This window comes from Rhizobium leguminosarum, from assembly GCF_002953715.1.
GTDB classification, from domain to species: Bacteria; Pseudomonadota; Alphaproteobacteria; order Rhizobiales; family Rhizobiaceae; genus Rhizobium; species Rhizobium leguminosarum_V.
The window spans coordinates 2674728-2691193 of the sequence record NZ_CP025012.1; the positions used below are offsets into that span (position 1 = coordinate 2674728).

Annotated in this window: 18 protein-coding genes and 1 riboswitch; of the genes, 5 read left to right on the forward strand and 13 right to left on the reverse strand. The window is 62.0% G+C overall.

Going from position 1 to position 16466, the window contains the following annotated elements; translation table 11 throughout:
- The first annotated feature begins 27 nt into the window (after nucleotides 1-27).
- A complete protein-coding gene (locus tag CUJ84_RS13540) occupies nucleotides 28-1065 on the forward strand; it encodes an AraC family transcriptional regulator (protein ID WP_105006597.1) in 1038 nt (345 codons plus the stop codon).
- Nucleotides 1066-1126: 61 nt separating this feature from the next.
- Here CUJ84_RS13540 and CUJ84_RS13545 read toward each other — a convergent pair whose 3' ends face one another.
- The 6 genes from CUJ84_RS13545 to CUJ84_RS13570 form a co-directional block, all read right to left on the reverse strand.
- A complete protein-coding gene (locus CUJ84_RS13545; RefSeq protein WP_018074376.1) occupies nucleotides 1127-1492 on the reverse strand; it encodes a cytochrome C oxidase subunit IV family protein in 366 nt (121 codons plus the stop codon).
- 7 nt (nucleotides 1493-1499) lie between these two features.
- The gene (locus CUJ84_RS13550) at nucleotides 1500-2219 is read right to left on the reverse strand and encodes a heme-copper oxidase subunit III family protein (RefSeq protein ID WP_105006598.1); all 720 of its coding nucleotides are present in this window, start codon (nucleotides 2217-2219) and stop codon (nucleotides 1500-1502) included.
- 11 nt (nucleotides 2220-2230) lie between these two features.
- Complete coding sequence (locus CUJ84_RS13555) at nucleotides 2231-2944, reverse strand: cytochrome c oxidase subunit 3 (RefSeq protein WP_105006599.1); 714 nt, start codon at nucleotides 2942-2944, stop codon at nucleotides 2231-2233.
- On the reverse strand, nucleotides 2941-4710 hold the full coding sequence (ctaD, locus tag CUJ84_RS13560) for a cytochrome c oxidase subunit I (protein ID WP_105006600.1): 1770 nt from the start codon (nucleotides 4708-4710) through the stop codon (nucleotides 2941-2943). Before ctaD ends, CUJ84_RS13555 begins: the two co-directional genes overlap by 4 nt.
- A gap of 33 nt (nucleotides 4711-4743) precedes the next feature.
- The gene (locus CUJ84_RS13565) at nucleotides 4744-5562 is read right to left on the reverse strand and encodes a cytochrome c oxidase subunit II (protein WP_105006601.1); all 819 of its coding nucleotides are present in this window, start codon (nucleotides 5560-5562) and stop codon (nucleotides 4744-4746) included.
- A gap of 166 nt (nucleotides 5563-5728) precedes the next feature.
- On the reverse strand, nucleotides 5729-6118 hold the full coding sequence (locus CUJ84_RS13570) for a c-type cytochrome (protein WP_105006602.1): 390 nt from the start codon (nucleotides 6116-6118) through the stop codon (nucleotides 5729-5731).
- Nucleotides 6119-6385: 267 nt separating this feature from the next.
- Between CUJ84_RS13570 and CUJ84_RS13575 the strand changes: the two genes are divergently transcribed.
- Nucleotides 6386-7030 (forward strand): LysE family translocator, encoded by a 645-nt coding sequence (locus CUJ84_RS13575; RefSeq protein ID WP_105006603.1) that lies wholly within the window; start codon nucleotides 6386-6388, stop codon nucleotides 7028-7030.
- 122 nt (nucleotides 7031-7152) lie between these two features.
- On the opposite strand, the gene CUJ84_RS13580 is transcribed toward CUJ84_RS13575, so the two are convergent.
- Nucleotides 7153-8076: an MYG1 family protein gene (locus CUJ84_RS13580; protein WP_105006604.1), complete on the reverse strand. Its 924-nt coding sequence runs from the start codon at nucleotides 8074-8076 to the stop codon at nucleotides 7153-7155.
- A gap of 221 nt (nucleotides 8077-8297) precedes the next feature.
- Here CUJ84_RS13580 and CUJ84_RS13585 point away from each other — a divergent pair, with 221 nt between their 5' ends.
- Nucleotides 8298-8795 carry an HIT family protein gene (locus tag CUJ84_RS13585; protein ID WP_105006605.1) on the forward strand — a complete coding sequence of 166 codons (498 nt, stop codon included), beginning with the start codon at nucleotides 8298-8300 and terminating at the stop codon, nucleotides 8793-8795.
- On the opposite strand, the gene CUJ84_RS13590 is transcribed toward CUJ84_RS13585, so the two are convergent.
- The 4 genes from CUJ84_RS13590 to CUJ84_RS13605 all read right to left on the reverse strand — a co-directional run bounded on the left by CUJ84_RS13590 (nucleotide 8792) and on the right by CUJ84_RS13605 (nucleotide 12268).
- Entirely contained in the window at nucleotides 8792-9355 is a 564-nt protein-coding gene (locus CUJ84_RS13590; RefSeq protein ID WP_105006606.1) for a hypothetical protein, read from the reverse strand. The genes CUJ84_RS13585 and CUJ84_RS13590 overlap by 4 nt on opposite strands.
- Nucleotides 9356-9453: 98 nt before the next feature.
- Nucleotides 9454-10218, reverse strand: a complete 765-nt coding sequence (locus tag CUJ84_RS13595) for an ABC transporter ATP-binding protein (protein WP_105006607.1) — start codon at nucleotides 10216-10218, stop codon at nucleotides 9454-9456.
- Entirely contained in the window at nucleotides 10215-11255 is a 1041-nt protein-coding gene (locus CUJ84_RS13600; protein ID WP_105006608.1) for a FecCD family ABC transporter permease, read from the reverse strand. The genes CUJ84_RS13595 and CUJ84_RS13600 overlap by 4 nt, the downstream gene beginning before the upstream one ends.
- Nucleotides 11252-12268: an ABC transporter substrate-binding protein gene (locus CUJ84_RS13605; RefSeq protein WP_105006609.1), complete on the reverse strand. Its 1017-nt coding sequence runs from the start codon at nucleotides 12266-12268 to the stop codon at nucleotides 11252-11254. The genes CUJ84_RS13600 and CUJ84_RS13605 overlap by 4 nt, the downstream gene beginning before the upstream one ends.
- A gap of 175 nt (nucleotides 12269-12443) precedes the next feature.
- Nucleotides 12444-12700, reverse strand: a riboswitch (cobalamin riboswitch).
- Nucleotides 12701-12927: 227 nt separating this feature from the next.
- On the opposite strand from CUJ84_RS13605, the gene CUJ84_RS13610 reads away from it, so the two are divergent.
- On the forward strand, nucleotides 12928-13422 hold the full coding sequence (locus tag CUJ84_RS13610) for a tetratricopeptide repeat protein (protein ID WP_105006610.1): 495 nt from the start codon (nucleotides 12928-12930) through the stop codon (nucleotides 13420-13422).
- 66 nt (nucleotides 13423-13488) lie between these two features.
- Here the strand turns inward: CUJ84_RS13610 and blh are convergent, their stop codons facing one another.
- Together blh and CUJ84_RS13620 are read right to left on the reverse strand one after the other, a co-directional pair.
- Nucleotides 13489-14769: a bifunctional sulfur transferase/dioxygenase Blh gene (gene blh, locus CUJ84_RS13615; protein ID WP_105006611.1), complete on the reverse strand. Its 1281-nt coding sequence runs from the start codon at nucleotides 14767-14769 to the stop codon at nucleotides 13489-13491.
- Nucleotides 14770-14951: 182 nt separating this feature from the next.
- A complete protein-coding gene (locus CUJ84_RS13620) occupies nucleotides 14952-15320 on the reverse strand; it encodes a DsrE family protein (RefSeq protein WP_105006612.1) in 369 nt (122 codons plus the stop codon).
- Between the two features lie 90 nt (nucleotides 15321-15410).
- Between CUJ84_RS13620 and CUJ84_RS13625 the strand changes: the two genes are divergently transcribed.
- On the forward strand, nucleotides 15411-16409 hold the full coding sequence (locus CUJ84_RS13625) for an AraC family transcriptional regulator (RefSeq protein ID WP_105006613.1): 999 nt from the start codon (nucleotides 15411-15413) through the stop codon (nucleotides 16407-16409).
- Nucleotides 16410-16466 lie beyond the last annotated feature (57 nt).

Genomic DNA, 16466 nt, shown 5'->3' on the forward strand with positions numbered 1-16466 from the left:
CCACGAAGGTCACCGGAGACGCTGAAAATGGCAATTGCATCGCATTTGATCAGCCGCATGCCCGCAGTTGCTTCAATTCGCGCCTCCGTCTTGATCCCGCTGGTGCAACAAATCGATAACAGATCCGGGAAAACCGACCTACTTCTGGCTTCGCATGGCATTCTGCGCTCGCAATTGGAAGATCCCTACGCTGTCCTGCCCATGGCGCGCTATGTCGCGCTGTTCGAGGAGGCCGCGACGATAACCGGCGAACCGGCACTGGGAGCTCGCATGGGCACCGGGTTCAAGCCCGCCGACATCGGCCCCATCGGCATGCTCTTTGCGCTCTCGCCGACCATTCGCAGCGCTTTCGAACGGCTGTCGAAATATGTGAACGCGGTCCAGGGTGCGACCAGTTCCGGCGTGTTCGAGGAGAATGGCGATTTTATCTGGAGCTACCGGATCGTCGATCCAGCGATGTGGCCGCGCCGGCAGGACAGCGAATTCACGATCGCCGCCTCCTGTCAGCTCGTCCGTTCATGCTTCCGCCGTGGCTGGCGGCCGATCGAAATCCAGCTCGAGCATCACGCCCCGCGCGACGCCAGTGCGCTGGAACGCATCTGTGGCGCGCCCATCCTGTTTGGCCAATCCGGCAACCGGATCGTCATGAACAGGGCGGAGGCTGATCGTGTGCACCGTGCGGAAGACAAAAGCCTGATCGAAATCCTGGAGCGGCATATCGGTGATCTGGTCAACGAGCCAGCGGCCGGCGATCTCGTCACGGAAAAGGTCCAGGCTCTGATCAGCATCTATCTCGGCCGCAAGCCGATCACGGTCGCAACCCTTGCCGCCGAACTGAAGATGTCGCCGCGAAGCCTGCAGCGCCGGCTGTCGGAGGAAGGCGTGTCGCTTCGCGATCTCGTTCGCCAGCATCGCCAGACACTCGCCGCCCACTATCTCGGCGACCAACATGCCGCACCGATGTCCGAAGTTGCGCGTGTCCTGGGTTATGCAGACAACACCGTGCTCTGGCGTGCGCTGCGATCCTGGGAGAAGAAGGGGAACTACCCATCTTCGACAGGCTGAAGATGTAACAGTCAGGTAAATGGACGATCGGAACGCTAACGGAGACCGCCCGATTGCTGCCCTACGGCCCAGCCCCAAAAAACGCCAGCCGGGTGAATATCGTGTAGTCCGCTTCCGATACCATCAGCGCCACGAAAACCAGCACCAGCAGCGGCGGCAGCAGGATGGCGTAGACGAGCGCCAGCCGTTCCCAGGCCATATGCATGAAGACGGCGACGATCAGCCCGGCCTTCAGCATCATGAACACGAGGATCAGCGTCCACCTCAAGTAGCTCTGGACGCCGAGATAATCGACCATGTAGGACGCCGCGCTGAGCACGAAGAGCAGGCCCCAGACGAGGAAATAGAGCCGGAGCGGATGCTGCTGTCCGGTGTGTGCCTGTACATGCGCCGTTTGCACTTGTGCATGCGCCGTTGTCTCGCTCATGACGACCTCACCACAGATAGAAAAACGCGAAGATGAAGACCCAGACTAGGTCGACGAAGTGCCAGTAGAGGCCCATGATCTCGACGGCTTCGTAGCGGCCTTTCCGGCTGGTGAAGAAGCCGCGCCGTTCCTCATCGAAATCGCCCCGCCAGACCTTGCGGGCGACGATGATGAGGAAGATGACGCCGATCGTGACGTGGGTGCCGTGAAACCCTGTTATCATGAAGAAGGTCGATCCGAACTGTGCCGCCCCCCATGGGTTCTCCCAGGGGCGCACGCCTTCGGTGATCAGCTTCGTCCATTCGAAGGCCTGCATGCCGACGAAACATGCCCCGAGAACCGCCGTCAGCAGCATCAGGATCGCAGTCGTGCGGCGGTCGCGGCGATAGCCGAAATTGACCGCCATCGCCATGGTGCCGCTGCTGGAGATCAGCACGAAAGTCATAATCGCGATCAGGATCAGCGGCACGTCCTGCCCGCCGATATGGAGCGCGAAGACCTCGCTCGGATTGGGCCATGGAACGGGCGTCGACATGCGGGCGGTCATATAGGCGATCAGGAAACAGCCGAAGACGAAGGTGTCGCTGAGTAGAAAGATCCACATCATCGCCTTGCCCCAGGAGGCGGTCTTGAAGGCGCGCTGATCCGAGCTGAAATCGGACGCGACACCGCGCAGGCCTGCCGGTCTGAGGTCTGCTCCGCCGTGTGTCTCGATAGTCTGTGCCATCTGTAAACCCCTTAGTTCAGTAGTGTGCGGCAGAGATCGACGAAATCATTCGCCCAGCCGGCAAAGAGCGCGAAGAGCAACAGCCAGACGGCGAGCATGAAATGCGAATAAATGGCGGAAAGATCGACGCTGAGGCGCAGCCTCTCCGGCGCAACGTCGGTTGAAAATGCCCTGACCGTCGTGTGCGCAAGCACGGCAAGCCCGCCGAGGATATGCAGCCCGTGCAGGCCGGTCAGCATGTAGAAGAAGCTGTTGGCGGGATTGTCGACAAGCACGTAGCCGGCCGCCACCAGCTCCCGCCATGCCTGGACCTGCCCGACGAGAAAAGAGACGGCAAGGACAAACGCGGCGGCAAGCGCCGGCCGCAGGTTTTCCATGCGGCCCTGCCCCGCTTCTCGTTTTGCCCATTGCAGCGCCGCACTGCTCAAGGCGAGTGCCGCGGTGTTCACCCAGAGGAGGCGCGGAACCGGCATCGCCCACCAGTCGGCAGACGCCGCACGCATGAAATAGGCGCTGACGGCAAGGCTGAAGAGCGCGCCGACGACGCCGAGAAACACGAAGAGGCCGATCTTCACTGCCGGCACCGGCGGCCGCTCACTGCCGTGATGATCCGGCAGCTGCACCGATCCGGTTTCCAGCCAGGGCTTCGAGGTCAGCCGCTGCCCGGAAAGCCACCAGATGATGATCGCGCCGATCGCAGCAAGGAAGACCAGGATGACGTTCATGCGTGGACCTCCCGGGTGACGCCGTCGCTTGACGGCACATTCTGCGGGATGAAATCCTCGGCCGCCCCCGGCACGCTGTAGTCATAGGCCCAGCGGTAGACGATAGGCAGGTCCTTGCCCCAGTTGCCATGCGCGGGCGGCGTCTGCGGCGTCTGCCATTCGAGTGTCGTTGCCCGCCAGGGATTGCCGCCTGCCTCCCTGCCCCGGAAAAGGCTCCAGACTAGGTTGAACAGGAAGACCATCTGCCCGGCGCCCACGACCAGCGCCATGACTGTGATGAAGATATTCAGCGTATGCGCAGAAGGCGGAACGAAGGCCGTCTCTCCCATCTCGAAGTAGCGGCGCGGCATGCCGAGCAGGCCGAGATAATGCATCGGAAAGAAGATCGCATAGGTGCCGAGGAAGGTGATCCAGAAGTGGATCTGGCCGAGCACCTCGTCGAGCATGCGTCCCGTCACCTTGGGATACCAGTGATAGATCGCCCCGAAGATGACGAGGATCGGCGCGACCCCCATGACCATGTGGAAATGCGCAACGACGAACATCGTATCCGACAGCGGCACGTCGACGACGACATTGCCGAGGAAGAGGCCGGTCAGGCCGCCATTGACGAAGGTGACGATGAAGGCAAGCGCAAAGAGCATGGGCAGCGTCAGGTGAATGTCGCCGCGCCACAGCGTCAGCACCCAGTTATAGACCTTGATCGCCGTCGGCACGGCGATGATCAGCGTCGTGGTGGCGAAGAAGAAGCCGAAGGCCGGGTTCATGCCGCTGACATACATGTGGTGCGCCCAGACGACGAAGCTGAGCGCGGCGATGATGACGATCGCCCAGACCATCATGCGGTAGCCGAAGATGTTCTTGCGCGCATGCGTGCTGATCAGGTCCGAAACGATGCCGAAGGCCGGCAGCGCCACGATATAGACCTCCGGATGCCCGAAGAACCAGAACAGGTGCTGGAACAGGATCGGACTGCCGCCGCCATGCTGGAGCTGCGTGCCCATTTCGACGATGGCGGGCATGAAGAAGCTGGTGCCGAGCAGGCGGTCGAACAGCATCATGACGCAGGCGACGAAGAGCGCGGGAAAGGCCAAGAGCGCCATCACGGTGGCGGTGAAGATGCCCCAGACGGTGAGCGGCATCCGCATCAGCGTCATGCCGCACGCCCGCCCCTGCAGCACCGTCACCACATAGTTCAGCCCGCCCATGGTGAAGCCGATGATGAAGACGATCAGCGAGGAGAGCATCAGCAGGATGCCCCAGTCCTTGCCGCCCGGCGTACCGGAGAGAACGGATTGCGGCGGATAAAGCGTCCAGCCGGCCCCCGTCGGGCCGCCGGGCGCGAAGAAGCCCGCAGCGAGGATCAGCACTGCGAGCAGATAAATCCAGTAGCTCAGCATGTTGGCGTAGGGAAACACCATATCGCGCGCGCCGACCATCAGCGGAATGAGGTAATTGCCGAAGCCGCCGAGGAAGAGCGCGGTCAGGAGATAGATCACCATGATCATGCCGTGCATGGTGATGAACTGGTAATAGTGATCGGCATCGATGAAGGAGAGAGCGCCGGGAAAGGCGAGCTGAATCCGCATCAGCCAGGAGAGCACCAGCGCCACCAGGCCGATCGCGATGGCGGTGATCGAATATTGCACGGCGATGATCTTGGCGTCCTGGCTGAACACATATTTGGTCCACCAGCTGTGTGGATGATAGAGCTCGACATCCTCGACTTCGGCGGATGGGATGCTGCCGGATGGAATCTCGACCATGATCTCTCTTCCCTTTCCCCGTTCCCCGCCCGTTCAGTTTGCCGGCGGCAGCTCTCCCGATGACGCCGTCAACTGGGTGAATGTCTGCTGCTGCCCAAGCCAGGTCTGGTAGTCCGCGTCATTATCGACGACGACGGTGCCGCGCATTTGCGGATGACCGACACCGCAGAGTTCGGCGCAGAGGATCTCGAAGGTCCCCGTGCGCGTCGGCGTGAACCAGAAATAGGTGATCATGCCGGGGATCATGTCCATCTTGGCGCGGAACTCAGGCACGTAGAAATCGTGGAGCACATCGACCGAGCGCAGCAATATGTGCACCGGCTTGCCCATCGGCAGATGCAGCTCACCGCCCTCGATGATGACGTCGTCGAGGCCGCTTGCGTCATTTTTGTCGAGGCCGAGCGGGTTTTCGGGAGTGACGTCGCGCGTCTCGGCGCGGCCGAGCTTTCCGTCCGCTCCGGGCAGCCGGAAGCTCCACAGCCACTGCTGGCTGACGACCTCGACCGATGCGGCATCGGCAGGCACCGTGATGAACTGGTTCCAGACGATGAGGCCGGGCGCCAGCATCGCCGCGACGCCGACCGCCGTTCCCCCTCCCAGCAGCAATTCCAGCCTGCGGTTCTCAGGCTCATAATGCGCCTTGTTGCCCGGCTTGTGCCGGAAGCGGAAGACGCAATAGGCCATGAAAGAAACCACCGCCACGAAGACGATGCCGGTGATCCAGAAGGTGATGACGAGGGTGCTGTCGATATAGGTCCAGTTGGACGCGATCGGCGTCCACCACCACGGGCTCAGCACATGGAACAGCACGGAGCCGACGACAATCAGGACGAGGATCAGCACGACAGCCATGTCCGCTCCTCCTCGAGCAGGTCGACCCGTGAAACCGCATTCCGCAAAAAGTCCGTGTTTATTATCGCACAGATAGAAAATATCGGCAATTACGGCAATTTAGGCACGCGCCACCGGCCGCGACCCGTCATTTGGAGTATTGCCTGTCAGTTGGAATATTGCCCATTCATTTGGAATATTGTTTGAGATAGGCGATGAGATCGGTGATCTCCTGGTCGTCCTTCACGCCGACAAAGGCCATCTTCGTGCCCTTCACCTTCGCCTTCGGATTGTGCAGATAGTCGCGCAGCACCGTCTCGTCCCAGACGAGACCACCCTCGCCAGCCGCCTTCATTCCGGCCGAATAGGCAAAATTAGGATGCGTTCCGGCCTTGCGGCCGAATAGCCCGTTCAGCGACGGGCCGACCTTGTTTGTATCGGAATCGGCGACATGACAGGTCGCGCATTTTTTGAAAACGGCAGCACCCGCCGTAGCATCGCCCTCCTGCGCCCCGGCGTTACCGGGGAAAAGGGCAATCACGAATGCGCCGATCAGCAGAACAACACGGTAATCCATGGCAAACCTCATCCTCCTCAAGGTTGCCAGCCACTCGCACCCTCCGCTATCTCTCGCGTGTGAGTGGTGGTTGTATAGCGTAAAGCTTAGTCCTTCACGATAGCAAGTCAATCGGTTCCACAATTTGGACGCGGGCCAGGCCTGTTCCAGTCCTCCCGGGAGGGTCCGTCACCCTCGAGGATTGGATATTGACGCCGGTATCGGCGACGACATACTTGACCGCCGGCTTCAAAGCCGCCCTCGAAACCAGCCCAGGAAAGGTGCGCAATGTCGATTGCTGAAATTCTGTCTTTTGCTTTCGTCACCTCGCTGCTGATCATTTCCCCTGGGCCCAACGGCGTCCTCATCGCCAAGACGGTGCCGGCCTCGGGGCGTGGCGCCGGTTTCGCCAATATTGCCGGCTTCGTCGCCGCCTTCTATGTGCACGGCACCCTGTCGATCTGTGGCATTTCCCTGCTTCTGGCGCAGTCGGCGCAGGCCTTCCTCGTCGTCAAGATGATTGGCGCCGCCTATCTCTGCTGGATCGGTATCAAGGCGCTGGTCGGCGCTTGGCGCGGTTATGCTGCCGTAACGTCAGTGGCCCCTTCCCGTAAGGTAAGGCACCTCCCCCACGCCTTCCTCGAGGGGTTCCTCACCAACGCCCTGAATCCCAAGGTGTCGATGTTCTACCTCGCGGTTTTCCCGCAGTTCATCTATCACGATGCCAATGGCCGGGCCGCGATCGGCGAGGCTTTCCTTCTGGTCACCGTCCATGCCAGCCTCAACGTCATCTGGTTCGGCTCGATGGTCATGCTCTTTGCGAGGCTCGCCAGAGCTGCGCGCAACCAGCGCTTCCAGCGCTGGCTGAAAGCCGCGACAGGCGTAGTCTTCATCGGCTTCGGCGCCAAGATGGCGACATTGCAGGCCGGATAGCGAAGACGGGCAAACCACGGAAAGGCTGGGCGAACGTCCGCAGGGCGGCAACAGGATCAGCGACCTGCCGCCGGGACTGGATATGATACTGGCCTCGCGCAACCTCAGTTGCCGCCGTTTAACTACGCCCCGATCGAAAGCGCCTCTTTTACCGCCAACTCAGCCATGGCGAGAGCGGCCTCGCGAGTCTTAGCGGCGGCGATGAAGCGGCCGTTGTGGCAGAAGCTTGCGCCCTCTATGCCGCAAACCGCCTCCAGTGCGCCATTGGTGAGTCCGGCCCAGGCCGCCGGCAGGTCGGCCCTGAGGTCGAACCCCTCCTCGGCGCGGCGAATGCCGGTCACGCACCAGTCCTTTTCGCGCGGATGAACGACGAACAGCAGGTGATCGGCGCCCGCCTTGACGATGGCGGGACGGAAGGGCATGCCCCTCGGCAATTCCAGAACACGCCCCTGCCCCGCAGCTTCGATTGCCCGATGCACGATCGCCTCGGCCCGCAATTTCGCGGCACTCTGGGCGATCCTGGCCTCAACGAAACTGCGGGCAATGGCAAGGGCCGCGTGGAAGGCGCGGTTATCGGCCTCAGGGTCCGCTTCGTCGAAAACCGGTTTCAGGGTCTCCAGCAGCGCCGGCAGCGTCAACCCGGCCAACGGCCCCGAGGGGCTGAGCGCGCCATTATCGGTCAGATCGACCGGCAGCACGAAGCTGGCGTCGAAAAAGCCGTGCATCGCTTCCACATGCGCTTCGGGAAGGCCGAAGGCTGTGAGATAATCACGGCCGTAATGCTTCCAGATCAGGCCGAACGAGCTGTAGGGCTGGCCATCGTCGCGCAGCGGCGCGCCGCGCTGGTGGTGATCGAATATCCCGGCAGCGGGATCATAGGTTCCGCCGACATCATAGATGATCCGGCCTTCGCCCGGCGTAATCCACTCCGGCGCCCGGCTGCGGACGATACGCGCCTGCGGGAAAAGCCTGGTCAGGATGACGCTCGACAGCAATTCGTCGGCATGAAAGCCACCGGAATGGGTGACGAGGAAATCGGGGATCATGGGAGCTATGCGCCTTGTCGTTCGCGGAGAGTCCGCTTGCAGGTCGGCACCAAATAACCGTTGCCGGCTGCTATCTCAACCCATACCTTAAATCGGAGACGATTTTAGAATAAAATGATGCAGCAATCCAATGTGTTACAGCGTCCTTTCTCATATCACCGAGATACCGGCCTCTAGCGGGATTCATCGAAGCCCCTGAAGGATGCATCAGGAGTAGGTCCGTGGAGATTCCCCAGCACTTTCATGTCGCCGAGACGGCCGGATGGCTTGTGAACCACCGCATCAATTCTGCGCTTCCCGGTTACCTCATGATCAGCTCCAAGACCGACACCAACGATCTGTCGGATTTGTCCGAAGATGCTTTGGCTGAATTCGGCCCATTACTCGCAAGAGCTCAGAGTGCCCTGAAGCAGCAATTGAATGCTCAGCGCGTCTATATCGGCCGATACGGGCACACGTCTGGTTACCCGATCCATTTTCATGTGATCCCGATATATGACTGGGTGGAGGAGTTGTTTTGGAAGGACGCTCGCTATCGCCTGCTCGAGAATTTCGCAGAGGGGCCAGGGGAAACCGCAACGGATGGCGCGGAACTGACGCTGTTTGTCTGGCGCGAGTTCTGCGAACGCGCAGAGCCGCCACCGGTCAAAGGGCCATCGGTCTCAGAGGCCATCGAGCTGCTGCGGGAGGCGATGCGGTTTTCGGCGCCTGAAGCCTAAGACAACACCGCTCCCGGCTGTCTTGCGACAAGCGCCCGGCCGGCTGCCGCGCCGGCATGCAGGCAGATGAGCCCGATCGCCGCGAGAGAATTGATCAGCAGAACATCAGCGACTACCGCTGCCGAAAACGCGCCCTCACCTGACGGAAGCACCGCCGTTGCGGCAAACAGCACGCCTTCATAGACAACGAACCCGGCCAGGAAGGCGCCGGCCATCGTGACGGTAAGATCTGTCGAGAGACGAAGTACCCCGAGCGCCGTAGCCAGGCATGCAAATGCCGCGATACCGATCGCCAGACCCCAGGCATAGCTGTCCCAGGTCTGGGGATAGCCGAGCACGAGATATCCGACCATCTGGTTGGCAAGCCAGGCCAGCAGAACCGCCGTCACCGCCATCCGCCGGCGAAGAATGACCGCCGATACCGCCGCCAAGGCCACAAAGGGCGTGATGCAGGCAAAAAGCAGGCTGAGAGCGACGCTCGCACCTGAAATGACGACGACCCAGGCGACAGCGAAGCCGGGTGCGACAGGGCGTAGGGGAAGCTGATTTCGTTCGAGCATCTCGAAACTCCATTCGACCGCCGGAAATAATACGCCAGTCCGGGAAAAAGGCTAGCGAGGCCATACCTCCTCTTGTGATCGAAATTCCCGGCCATTCCTCAATCCATGATGTATTGGATATGATGCCGGCCGTGCACGGCCGATTTCTGGACATGGGCGCGAACGCCGAAGACCCGGCCGATCATATCCTCCGTCAGCACCTCCTCCGGCGCTCCCGAGGCGACGACCTCGCCTTTCTGAAGCACCGCCAGCCTGTCGCAGAACATCGCCGCCAGATTGAGATCGTGCAGCGCGACGATGCAGGTGATGCCGAGCTTCGAGATCAGCGAGAGAATGTCGAGCTGATGCTGGATATCAAGATGGTTGGTCGGCTCGTCGAGCAGCAGTTCGCTCGGCGCCTGCGCCAGCGATCTGGCAATATGGACGCGCTGGCGCTCGCCGCCCGAGAGCGTCTGCCAGAGCTGGCCCGCCCTCTCCTGCATGCCCGTCCGCGACAGGGCCTCGTCGACGGCGGCGTCGTCTCCCGCGCCCCAGGACGACAACAGCCCGCGATGCGGCGTGCGGCCGAGCCGCACCACGTCGCGCACGGTCAATTGCGTATCGGTCGTCGACTGCTGCTCGACAAAGGCGACGCGACGCGCAAGGGCTGCGCGCGGCAGCGAGGAAATGTCGTCGTCACCCAGCCGGATGATGCCGCTGCGAACCTTGCGCAGCCGGCAGATCAATCTGAGAAGGCTGGATTTGCCGGAACCGTTCGGTCCGAGTAGGCCGAGCACCTTGCCCTTTTCCACCGTCAGGCTGACGCCGTTGACGATGACGATATTACCGGCGGCAAAGCTCACCTCGTCGATGCTGATGCTCATGCCTTCGCCCGCACACGATAGAGGATGACGGCGAAGGCCGGTGCGCCGAAGAGAGCGGTGACGACCCCGATCGGCAGGATCTGCTGCGGGATGATGATGCGCGAAATGATATCGGCTCCGACCATGTAGATCGCGCCGCCGAGCGCCGTTGCCGGCAGCAGCCGCCTATGCGCCGGCCCGACGAGGAAGCGGGCGGCATGGGGAATGACGAGGCCAACGAAGCCGATCGAACCCACCATGCTGACGACGCTTGCCGTCATCGCCGCCGTCATGGCGAACAGCACGATCTGGACGCGGCGTACGGCAATGCCGAGTGAGGCGGCGGCATCCGTGCCGAAGGCGAAGGCGTCGAGCGCCCGCACATGGGCCATGCAGATGACGAAACCCGTAAGCGCGATCGGCACCGACAGATAGACATCGGGCCAGCGCACGCCGCTGAGCGAACCCAGCAGCCAGAACAGGATGCCGCGCGCCTGCTCGGCATTCGCCGATGTCGTCACGATGTAGGAGGTCAGCGCATTGAAGAGCTGCGAACCGGCGACGCCGCACAAGATGATGCGCTCGCCGGTTCCCCCCGCACCCGTCGCCAGGATGCCGACCAGCAGAAAGGCAATGACCGCACCGATAAAGGCGCCGCTCGACAGGCCGAGAACACCGTAGCCGAAGCCGAGGATCATCACGCAGACGGCCCCCGTCGAGGCGCCGGCGGAGATGCCAAGCACGTAGGGTTCGGCCAGCGGATTGCGCAGCAGCGCCTGGAGGATCGCGCCGGAAAGCGAGAGCGACGCGCCGACGCTGGCCGCGACGAGCGCGCGGCTCAGACGATAATCCCAGACGATGCCCTGGTGGATGCGGCTGAGCTCGAAATCCGTTCCGAACAGGCGGTTCGAAACCGCCTCCGCCGTCGTCGCAAGCGGGATGGCGATCTCGCCGATCGAAACGGCAAGACTGATCATCAGCCCGAGCATGAGAAGCGCGGCCATGGTGAGCGCAGAAAGCGCCCACCATCCCTGTTGCCTGACCGATATTGCCTTCACTGCGCCAGGCCGAAGGACTTGATGCCGTTCGCCAATGTCTCGATACCGTCGATCGTGCGGATCGTCGGGTTCATCGACTGCGCGTCCATCATCACGAAGTGCTTGTTTTTGACCGCGTCCAGCTCCTTGGTCACAGGATCATTCTCGAGGAAATCGACCTTGACCTTGGGATCGTCAGCGGCGTAACGGCGACGGTCCATGGTCGCCAGCACGATCACGGTAGGGTTCGCCTGGGCGATGGTTTCCCAACCGACCAGCGGCCATTCCTCTTCGGTGGTGACGACGTTCTTCGCACCGATCGTCTTCAGGATATAGGCGGGCGCGCTGTTCTTGCCGGCAATGAAGGCGTCGCCGTTGACGTCCTTGCTGGAGAACCAGAAGACGACGGGCAGGTTCTTGCCCGACGCGCCTGATATCGAAGCGACGGCATCCGCCTCGCGCTTCTTCAGCTCCGAAATCAGCGCATCGCCGCGCTCCTTCACGTCGAAAATCTCCGAGAGCTCGGTAATTTCCCGGTAGATCAGCTCCATCGTGAACAGCTCCTTGCGCACGCCGTCGCCACCATCGGTGTTGACCTTGGCGACGCAATCGGCCGGCGCGAGATAGGTATTGATCCCGAGATCCTCGAACTGCTCCCGCCTGCCGACGGAGCCTTGCGCGCCGACATGCCATTCGAACTCGGCCGCGACTAGGTCGGGCTCCTGCCCGACGACGGATTCGAAGCTCGGATCGTTGTCGGCAAGCCGCTTTATCTTGCTGTTGGCCTCGGCATATTGCGGCAGGACTGGACCGACCCAGACGGCCGTTCCGGCGATCTTGTCGGCAAGGCCGAGCGAGAAGAGAACTTCCGTCATGCCCTGGCCGATCGAAACGATCCTCGCCGGCGCCTTTTCGAAGGTCACCTGCTGGCCGCAATTGGTGATGGTCAAGGGATATTGGGTCGCGGCAAGGCTTGGTGCCGCAAGGCCGGCGAGCCCGAAGGCAAATGTCATGGTGGCGAGAATCTGGCGCATGGAAAACCTCGATGAGGGGAAAAATCACGGCCGTTCCGCGCATGTGCGCGGACCGAAAGCACGCTTAGGCGCACTAGCCGCAGGAGGCCCAATCGAGACGGATGCATGCCGGAATTCGGCGAAGGTTCAGCAGGTCAATCATATCTGTTCCTTTCCGAGCATCCCCGCCCGGTTGATTGGATCGTGATTGACGGCAGGTCTCCTGGCTTGCGGATATCTGTCGCTTCATCCGCCTTCCCGCGCGATAGTTCGCAGTGGCAGGCCATAGGCCCTTCAGAGATGGCCAGTCGCTGGCCATTCCTGAGATGATCGACAATCCGCTTACAGTTGCGGGGGCAGCCACGGTCTCGGTCCCTACTGGGTAATCCTCACCGTGTTCCCTATTAATCCCCTTGGAGTCATCTTCAGGGAACCGTCGCACCCAGTTACGTTGCCTGCCCGCCTGACGTCAATGATTATTGCGGAGGATCGTGCCGGCCCACCGCGGCCAATTGCGAGAGCTCGAAGCAAAACTCGCGAGCGCCGTCGCGCAAAAGCTATCGTCTGCGGCGCTGACGCCAGCGCCGGGGCATCCGTCGGCGTGCGTCACGACGGATTGCGGAAGGCAGGCCCACGACATAGCTTTGGCGCCACCGATTTCAACGAGGTCTGATGTAGCAATGAGCAATCCGGATAGCGCCGATCTCGCCGCAGCCAGGATAGACGCAATTCGCCAAGCAGCCGAGCAAGGCGATGCACAAGCACAATTTGAATTAGGCCACATCACCGCACGAGGTGAAGGTGTCACCGGGGATAAAGCCGAAGGCGCAAGCTGGATTCGGAAAGCCGCCAGTCAAGGCCATGCCGACGCACAGTATTTATTGGGCTTGATGAGAGAAGACGGCAACGGTTGCGATATCGATCCAACAGACGCCGTGAGATGGTACGGCCAGGCCGCAAATCAGGATCATGCCGGTGCACAATACAGGCTAGCCCAAATGAAAGAGCACGGCGTGGGCTGCGAGATCAATTTGACAGAGGCTTTCAAATGGTACCGTCGTGCAGCGCTTCAGGATTACCCTGATGCAAGAGAAGATCTGCTCGATTTATGTCGTGCACATCCAGACCTGCCGCTTCCAGTATCAGAATTGCTCGATGGCAAAGGTCGTTCCTGATACCCAGCCCTTTGTCCGGCGGCGCAATCGTCCAGACGCCGTCGCCGCCCGCTATTCACTCCGCCCCTACAACGCATCCAGCGGAATCTTCAAATACCGCCGGCCGTTCTCCTCCGGCTCGGGCAACCGCCCGCCGCGGATATTCACCTGTAGCGCGTGCAGCATCAGCTTCGGCTTCGGCAGCGTGCGGTCGCGCGCCTGGCGCAGCGCGACGAAGCCCGCCTCGTCGATGCCTGCGATATGAGGATTGGCGCTTTTCTGGGCGGTCACCGTGCTTTCCCAGCGCGGGTGGCGGCCGCCAGGCTGGTAGTCGTGGCCGGAAAAGAGGCGGGTCTCCTCGGGTAGCGTCAGGATCGCCTGGATCGTGTGCCAGAGGGCGCTAGCACTGCCGCCCGGAAAATCGGTTCGCGCCGTGCCGGAATCCGGCGTGAACACGGTGTCGTGCACGAAGGCGGCGTCGCCGATCACATAGGTGATCGAGGCAAGGGTATGGCCGGGCGAAAACATCACGCGGGCTTTAAGCGCACCGATCTCGAACGTGTCGCCATCGGCAAACAGCCGGTCCCATTGCGTGCCGTCGGTCGCGAGCGCCGGCCAGTTGTAGATCTCCTTCCAGAGCGTCTGCACGTCGGTGACATGGGCGCCGATCGCCGTCGGCGCGCCGGTCTTCTCATGCAGATAATGCGCGGCGGAGAAATGATCGGCATGCGGATGCGTGTCGAGGATCCACTCGACCGTCAGCCCTTCACTTTTGATATGAGCGAGGATTGCGTCGGCATTGGCCGTTCCCGTCGCCCCCGACATCTCGTCGAAATCGAGCACCGGGTCGATGATGGCGCAGCGTTTCGTTGCCGGGTCGGAAACGACATATTGCACGCTGCAGGTGCGGGGCTCGAAGAAGGCCTTCACATGGGCCACCTGCCCTGACCGCTTTTCCAGCCAGCGGCGCGCGCCGGCAAGATCGAAACCGAGGTTTTGACCGAAGGCCTCGACATCTCCGGGCTTCATCCGCCCGTCGAGCACCTCGCCCAGCGCATAGAGCGTCAACGCCCGCGTGCCGCTCTTGCAATGGGCGACGACCGGTCCCTTGGCCTCGGCCATCGCCGCCTGGAAGGCGCGAATATCGGCCTCGGTGATCTCGGCCCCCTTCACCGGCACGAAGCCGTAGGCGAGCCCGGCGGCAGCGGCGGAAGCCTTTTCCGCGGTATTGCCCGGCTGCCCCGGCTCCTCGCCATCCGGCCGGGCATTGATGACGGCGGCAAAGCCATCAGCCGCGAAGGCGGCAAAACCTGCGGCGTCGGGCTGCCCCGCCACCGATATCAGCTCATTGACCCTCACGGATGTCATCGAAGCCCCCGCGCTGCCCGCACCAGGCATTCTCGCACGTATATCGATACAATCTCACAAGTATATTGCCGAACGCAAGAATAGGCGGCTGGTATTCCTCTGCACCCCTCGCCGATCCGCAAAGCCTGACGAAACCTGCGGGAGACGCTGCCCAAACTCCCGCCCATCCCGACGGCGTATCGTCAAAACGACAGCGTCGCAGCACCTTCCTTGATCTCGGCATGCATGGCGCTGGCGCCGACGATGACGACGCCGTCGAGCAAGTCTTCCTGCGTATACCCGCGTGAGGTCACGCAGGGCGGACAAACCCAGATCGTGCCGCCGCGCTGCTGAAAATTCTCGATCAGGCTCGACAGCGGATCAAGCGGCGGCACATGCGTCATGCGCTGGCCGCCCTTGCGCACTAGGTCGATCCCGGTGCTGGTGAGGAATATCGAGACCTTCAGCCCGGCGGTGATGCCGCCATTGGCAATGGTGAAGGCGACGGAGGACAGTTCGGATTCGATGCCCTTGGTGACGAGCACGAGCAGTTTGTCGCTTTGAGTTTGCATAGTATTCTCCCGTTTGTCAGGGTGAACGGCGTTCGCCCGGTTTGAACGAGATGATGATAGGAGGGTGCGCGGGGCGCGTATTTGGCCGGAATGCGTGAAGCCTTGTCCGAAAATCCAGACTCTGCGGGCGGTGTCGCGCGCGACGACGTGCTGTCGGCGCTGCTGTCGACGATCCGCCTTTCGGGATCACTGCAGTTCTGCTTCATGCCGACGGGCGAGTGGCAGACCGATGCCACGCCGGCCTTAGCGAGCCTTTCGGCGAAGGCTTCGGGCACGATGCCGTTTCACATCGTTGTGGAGGGCCACTGCTGGCTGAAGACGGAAGGTGAAGAAACCGATCTCGAGGCCGGCGACGTGCTGGTCTTTCCCTTCGGCACCGGACATCAGCTCGGCGCGGGAAGAGACGGGAAGCTGGTGCTGCCGACCCGCGACCTGCCGCAAAAGCCGTGGCGTGAGATTCCCGTGCTCCGCTACGGCGACGAGACACAAGGCGTACGGCTGCTTTGCGGCTATCTGCAATGGGATGGCCTGAGCTTCGCGCCGCTGCGCCAGGCACTGCCGAGGCTGATCCATGTGAGGACACGGGCCGCCAATGACGGCGACTGGCTGCGCGCCACCATCCGCCAGATGATCGAGGAAGTCGACAGGCCCCGCGCCGGCGGCGTCTCGATGCTGCCGCGGCTGACCGAAATCATCTTCATCGAGATCCTCCGCCATCAGATCATGATGGCAGAGCCAAGCTCGGTCGGCTGGCTGGCAGCCCTCGCCGACCCCTCGCTCTCGCGATGCCTTTCCCTCATTCACGACGATCCCAGGCGTGGTTGGTCGCTGGAGCAGTTGGCGGCGGCCTCCGGCCTGTCGCGCAGCGCCCTTGCCGAACGCTTTCAGGCAATGCTCTCGACATCACCGATCCGCTATATCAGGGACTGGCGGCTCTACCTCGCAAGTGTCGCACTCGCCACATCAGGCCGGCCGATCGCGGCGATCGCTTACGAGGCCGGCTATGCCACCGAAGCCGCCTTCAACCGCGCCTTCTCCCGCGCCTTCGCCACCCCGCCGGCCGCCTGGCGGGCGATGGCGCGAGCGTAGAGGGGTGATCGGCTCAATAAGCGCCAATGCTCAAGAGAGGTTGGTAGGAAGATGCCG

Coding starts and splice junctions, on each gene's coding strand:
- CUJ84_RS13540 (WP_105006597.1), top strand. CDS start 28: ATGGCAATTGCATCGCATTTGATCAGCCGCATGCCCGCAGTTGCTTCA.
- CUJ84_RS13545 (WP_018074376.1), bottom strand. CDS start 1,492: ATGAGCGAGACAACGGCGCATGCACAAGTGCAAACGGCGCATGTACAG.
- CUJ84_RS13550 (WP_105006598.1), bottom strand. CDS start 2,219: ATGGCACAGACTATCGAGACACACGGCGGAGCAGACCTCAGACCGGCA.
- CUJ84_RS13555 (WP_105006599.1), bottom strand. CDS start 2,944: ATGAACGTCATCCTGGTCTTCCTTGCTGCGATCGGCGCGATCATCATC.
- ctaD (WP_105006600.1), bottom strand. CDS start 4,710: ATGGTCGAGATTCCATCCGGCAGCATCCCATCCGCCGAAGTCGAGGAT.
- CUJ84_RS13565 (WP_105006601.1), bottom strand. CDS start 5,562: ATGGCTGTCGTGCTGATCCTCGTCCTGATTGTCGTCGGCTCCGTGCTG.
- CUJ84_RS13570 (WP_105006602.1), bottom strand. CDS start 6,118: ATGGATTACCGTGTTGTTCTGCTGATCGGCGCATTCGTGATTGCCCTT.
- CUJ84_RS13575 (WP_105006603.1), top strand. CDS start 6,386: ATGTCGATTGCTGAAATTCTGTCTTTTGCTTTCGTCACCTCGCTGCTG.
- CUJ84_RS13580 (WP_105006604.1), bottom strand. CDS start 8,076: ATGATCCCCGATTTCCTCGTCACCCATTCCGGTGGCTTTCATGCCGAC.
- CUJ84_RS13590 (WP_105006606.1), bottom strand. CDS start 9,355: ATGCTCGAACGAAATCAGCTTCCCCTACGCCCTGTCGCACCCGGCTTC.
- CUJ84_RS13595 (WP_105006607.1), bottom strand. CDS start 10,218: ATGAGCATCAGCATCGACGAGGTGAGCTTTGCCGCCGGTAATATCGTC.
- CUJ84_RS13605 (WP_105006609.1), bottom strand. CDS start 12,268: ATGCGCCAGATTCTCGCCACCATGACATTTGCCTTCGGGCTCGCCGGC.
- CUJ84_RS13610 (WP_105006610.1), top strand. CDS start 12,928: ATGAGCAATCCGGATAGCGCCGATCTCGCCGCAGCCAGGATAGACGCA.
- blh (WP_105006611.1), bottom strand. CDS start 14,769: ATGACATCCGTGAGGGTCAATGAGCTGATATCGGTGGCGGGGCAGCCC.
- CUJ84_RS13620 (WP_105006612.1), bottom strand. CDS start 15,320: ATGCAAACTCAAAGCGACAAACTGCTCGTGCTCGTCACCAAGGGCATC.
- CUJ84_RS13625 (WP_105006613.1), top strand. CDS start 15,411: ATGCGTGAAGCCTTGTCCGAAAATCCAGACTCTGCGGGCGGTGTCGCG.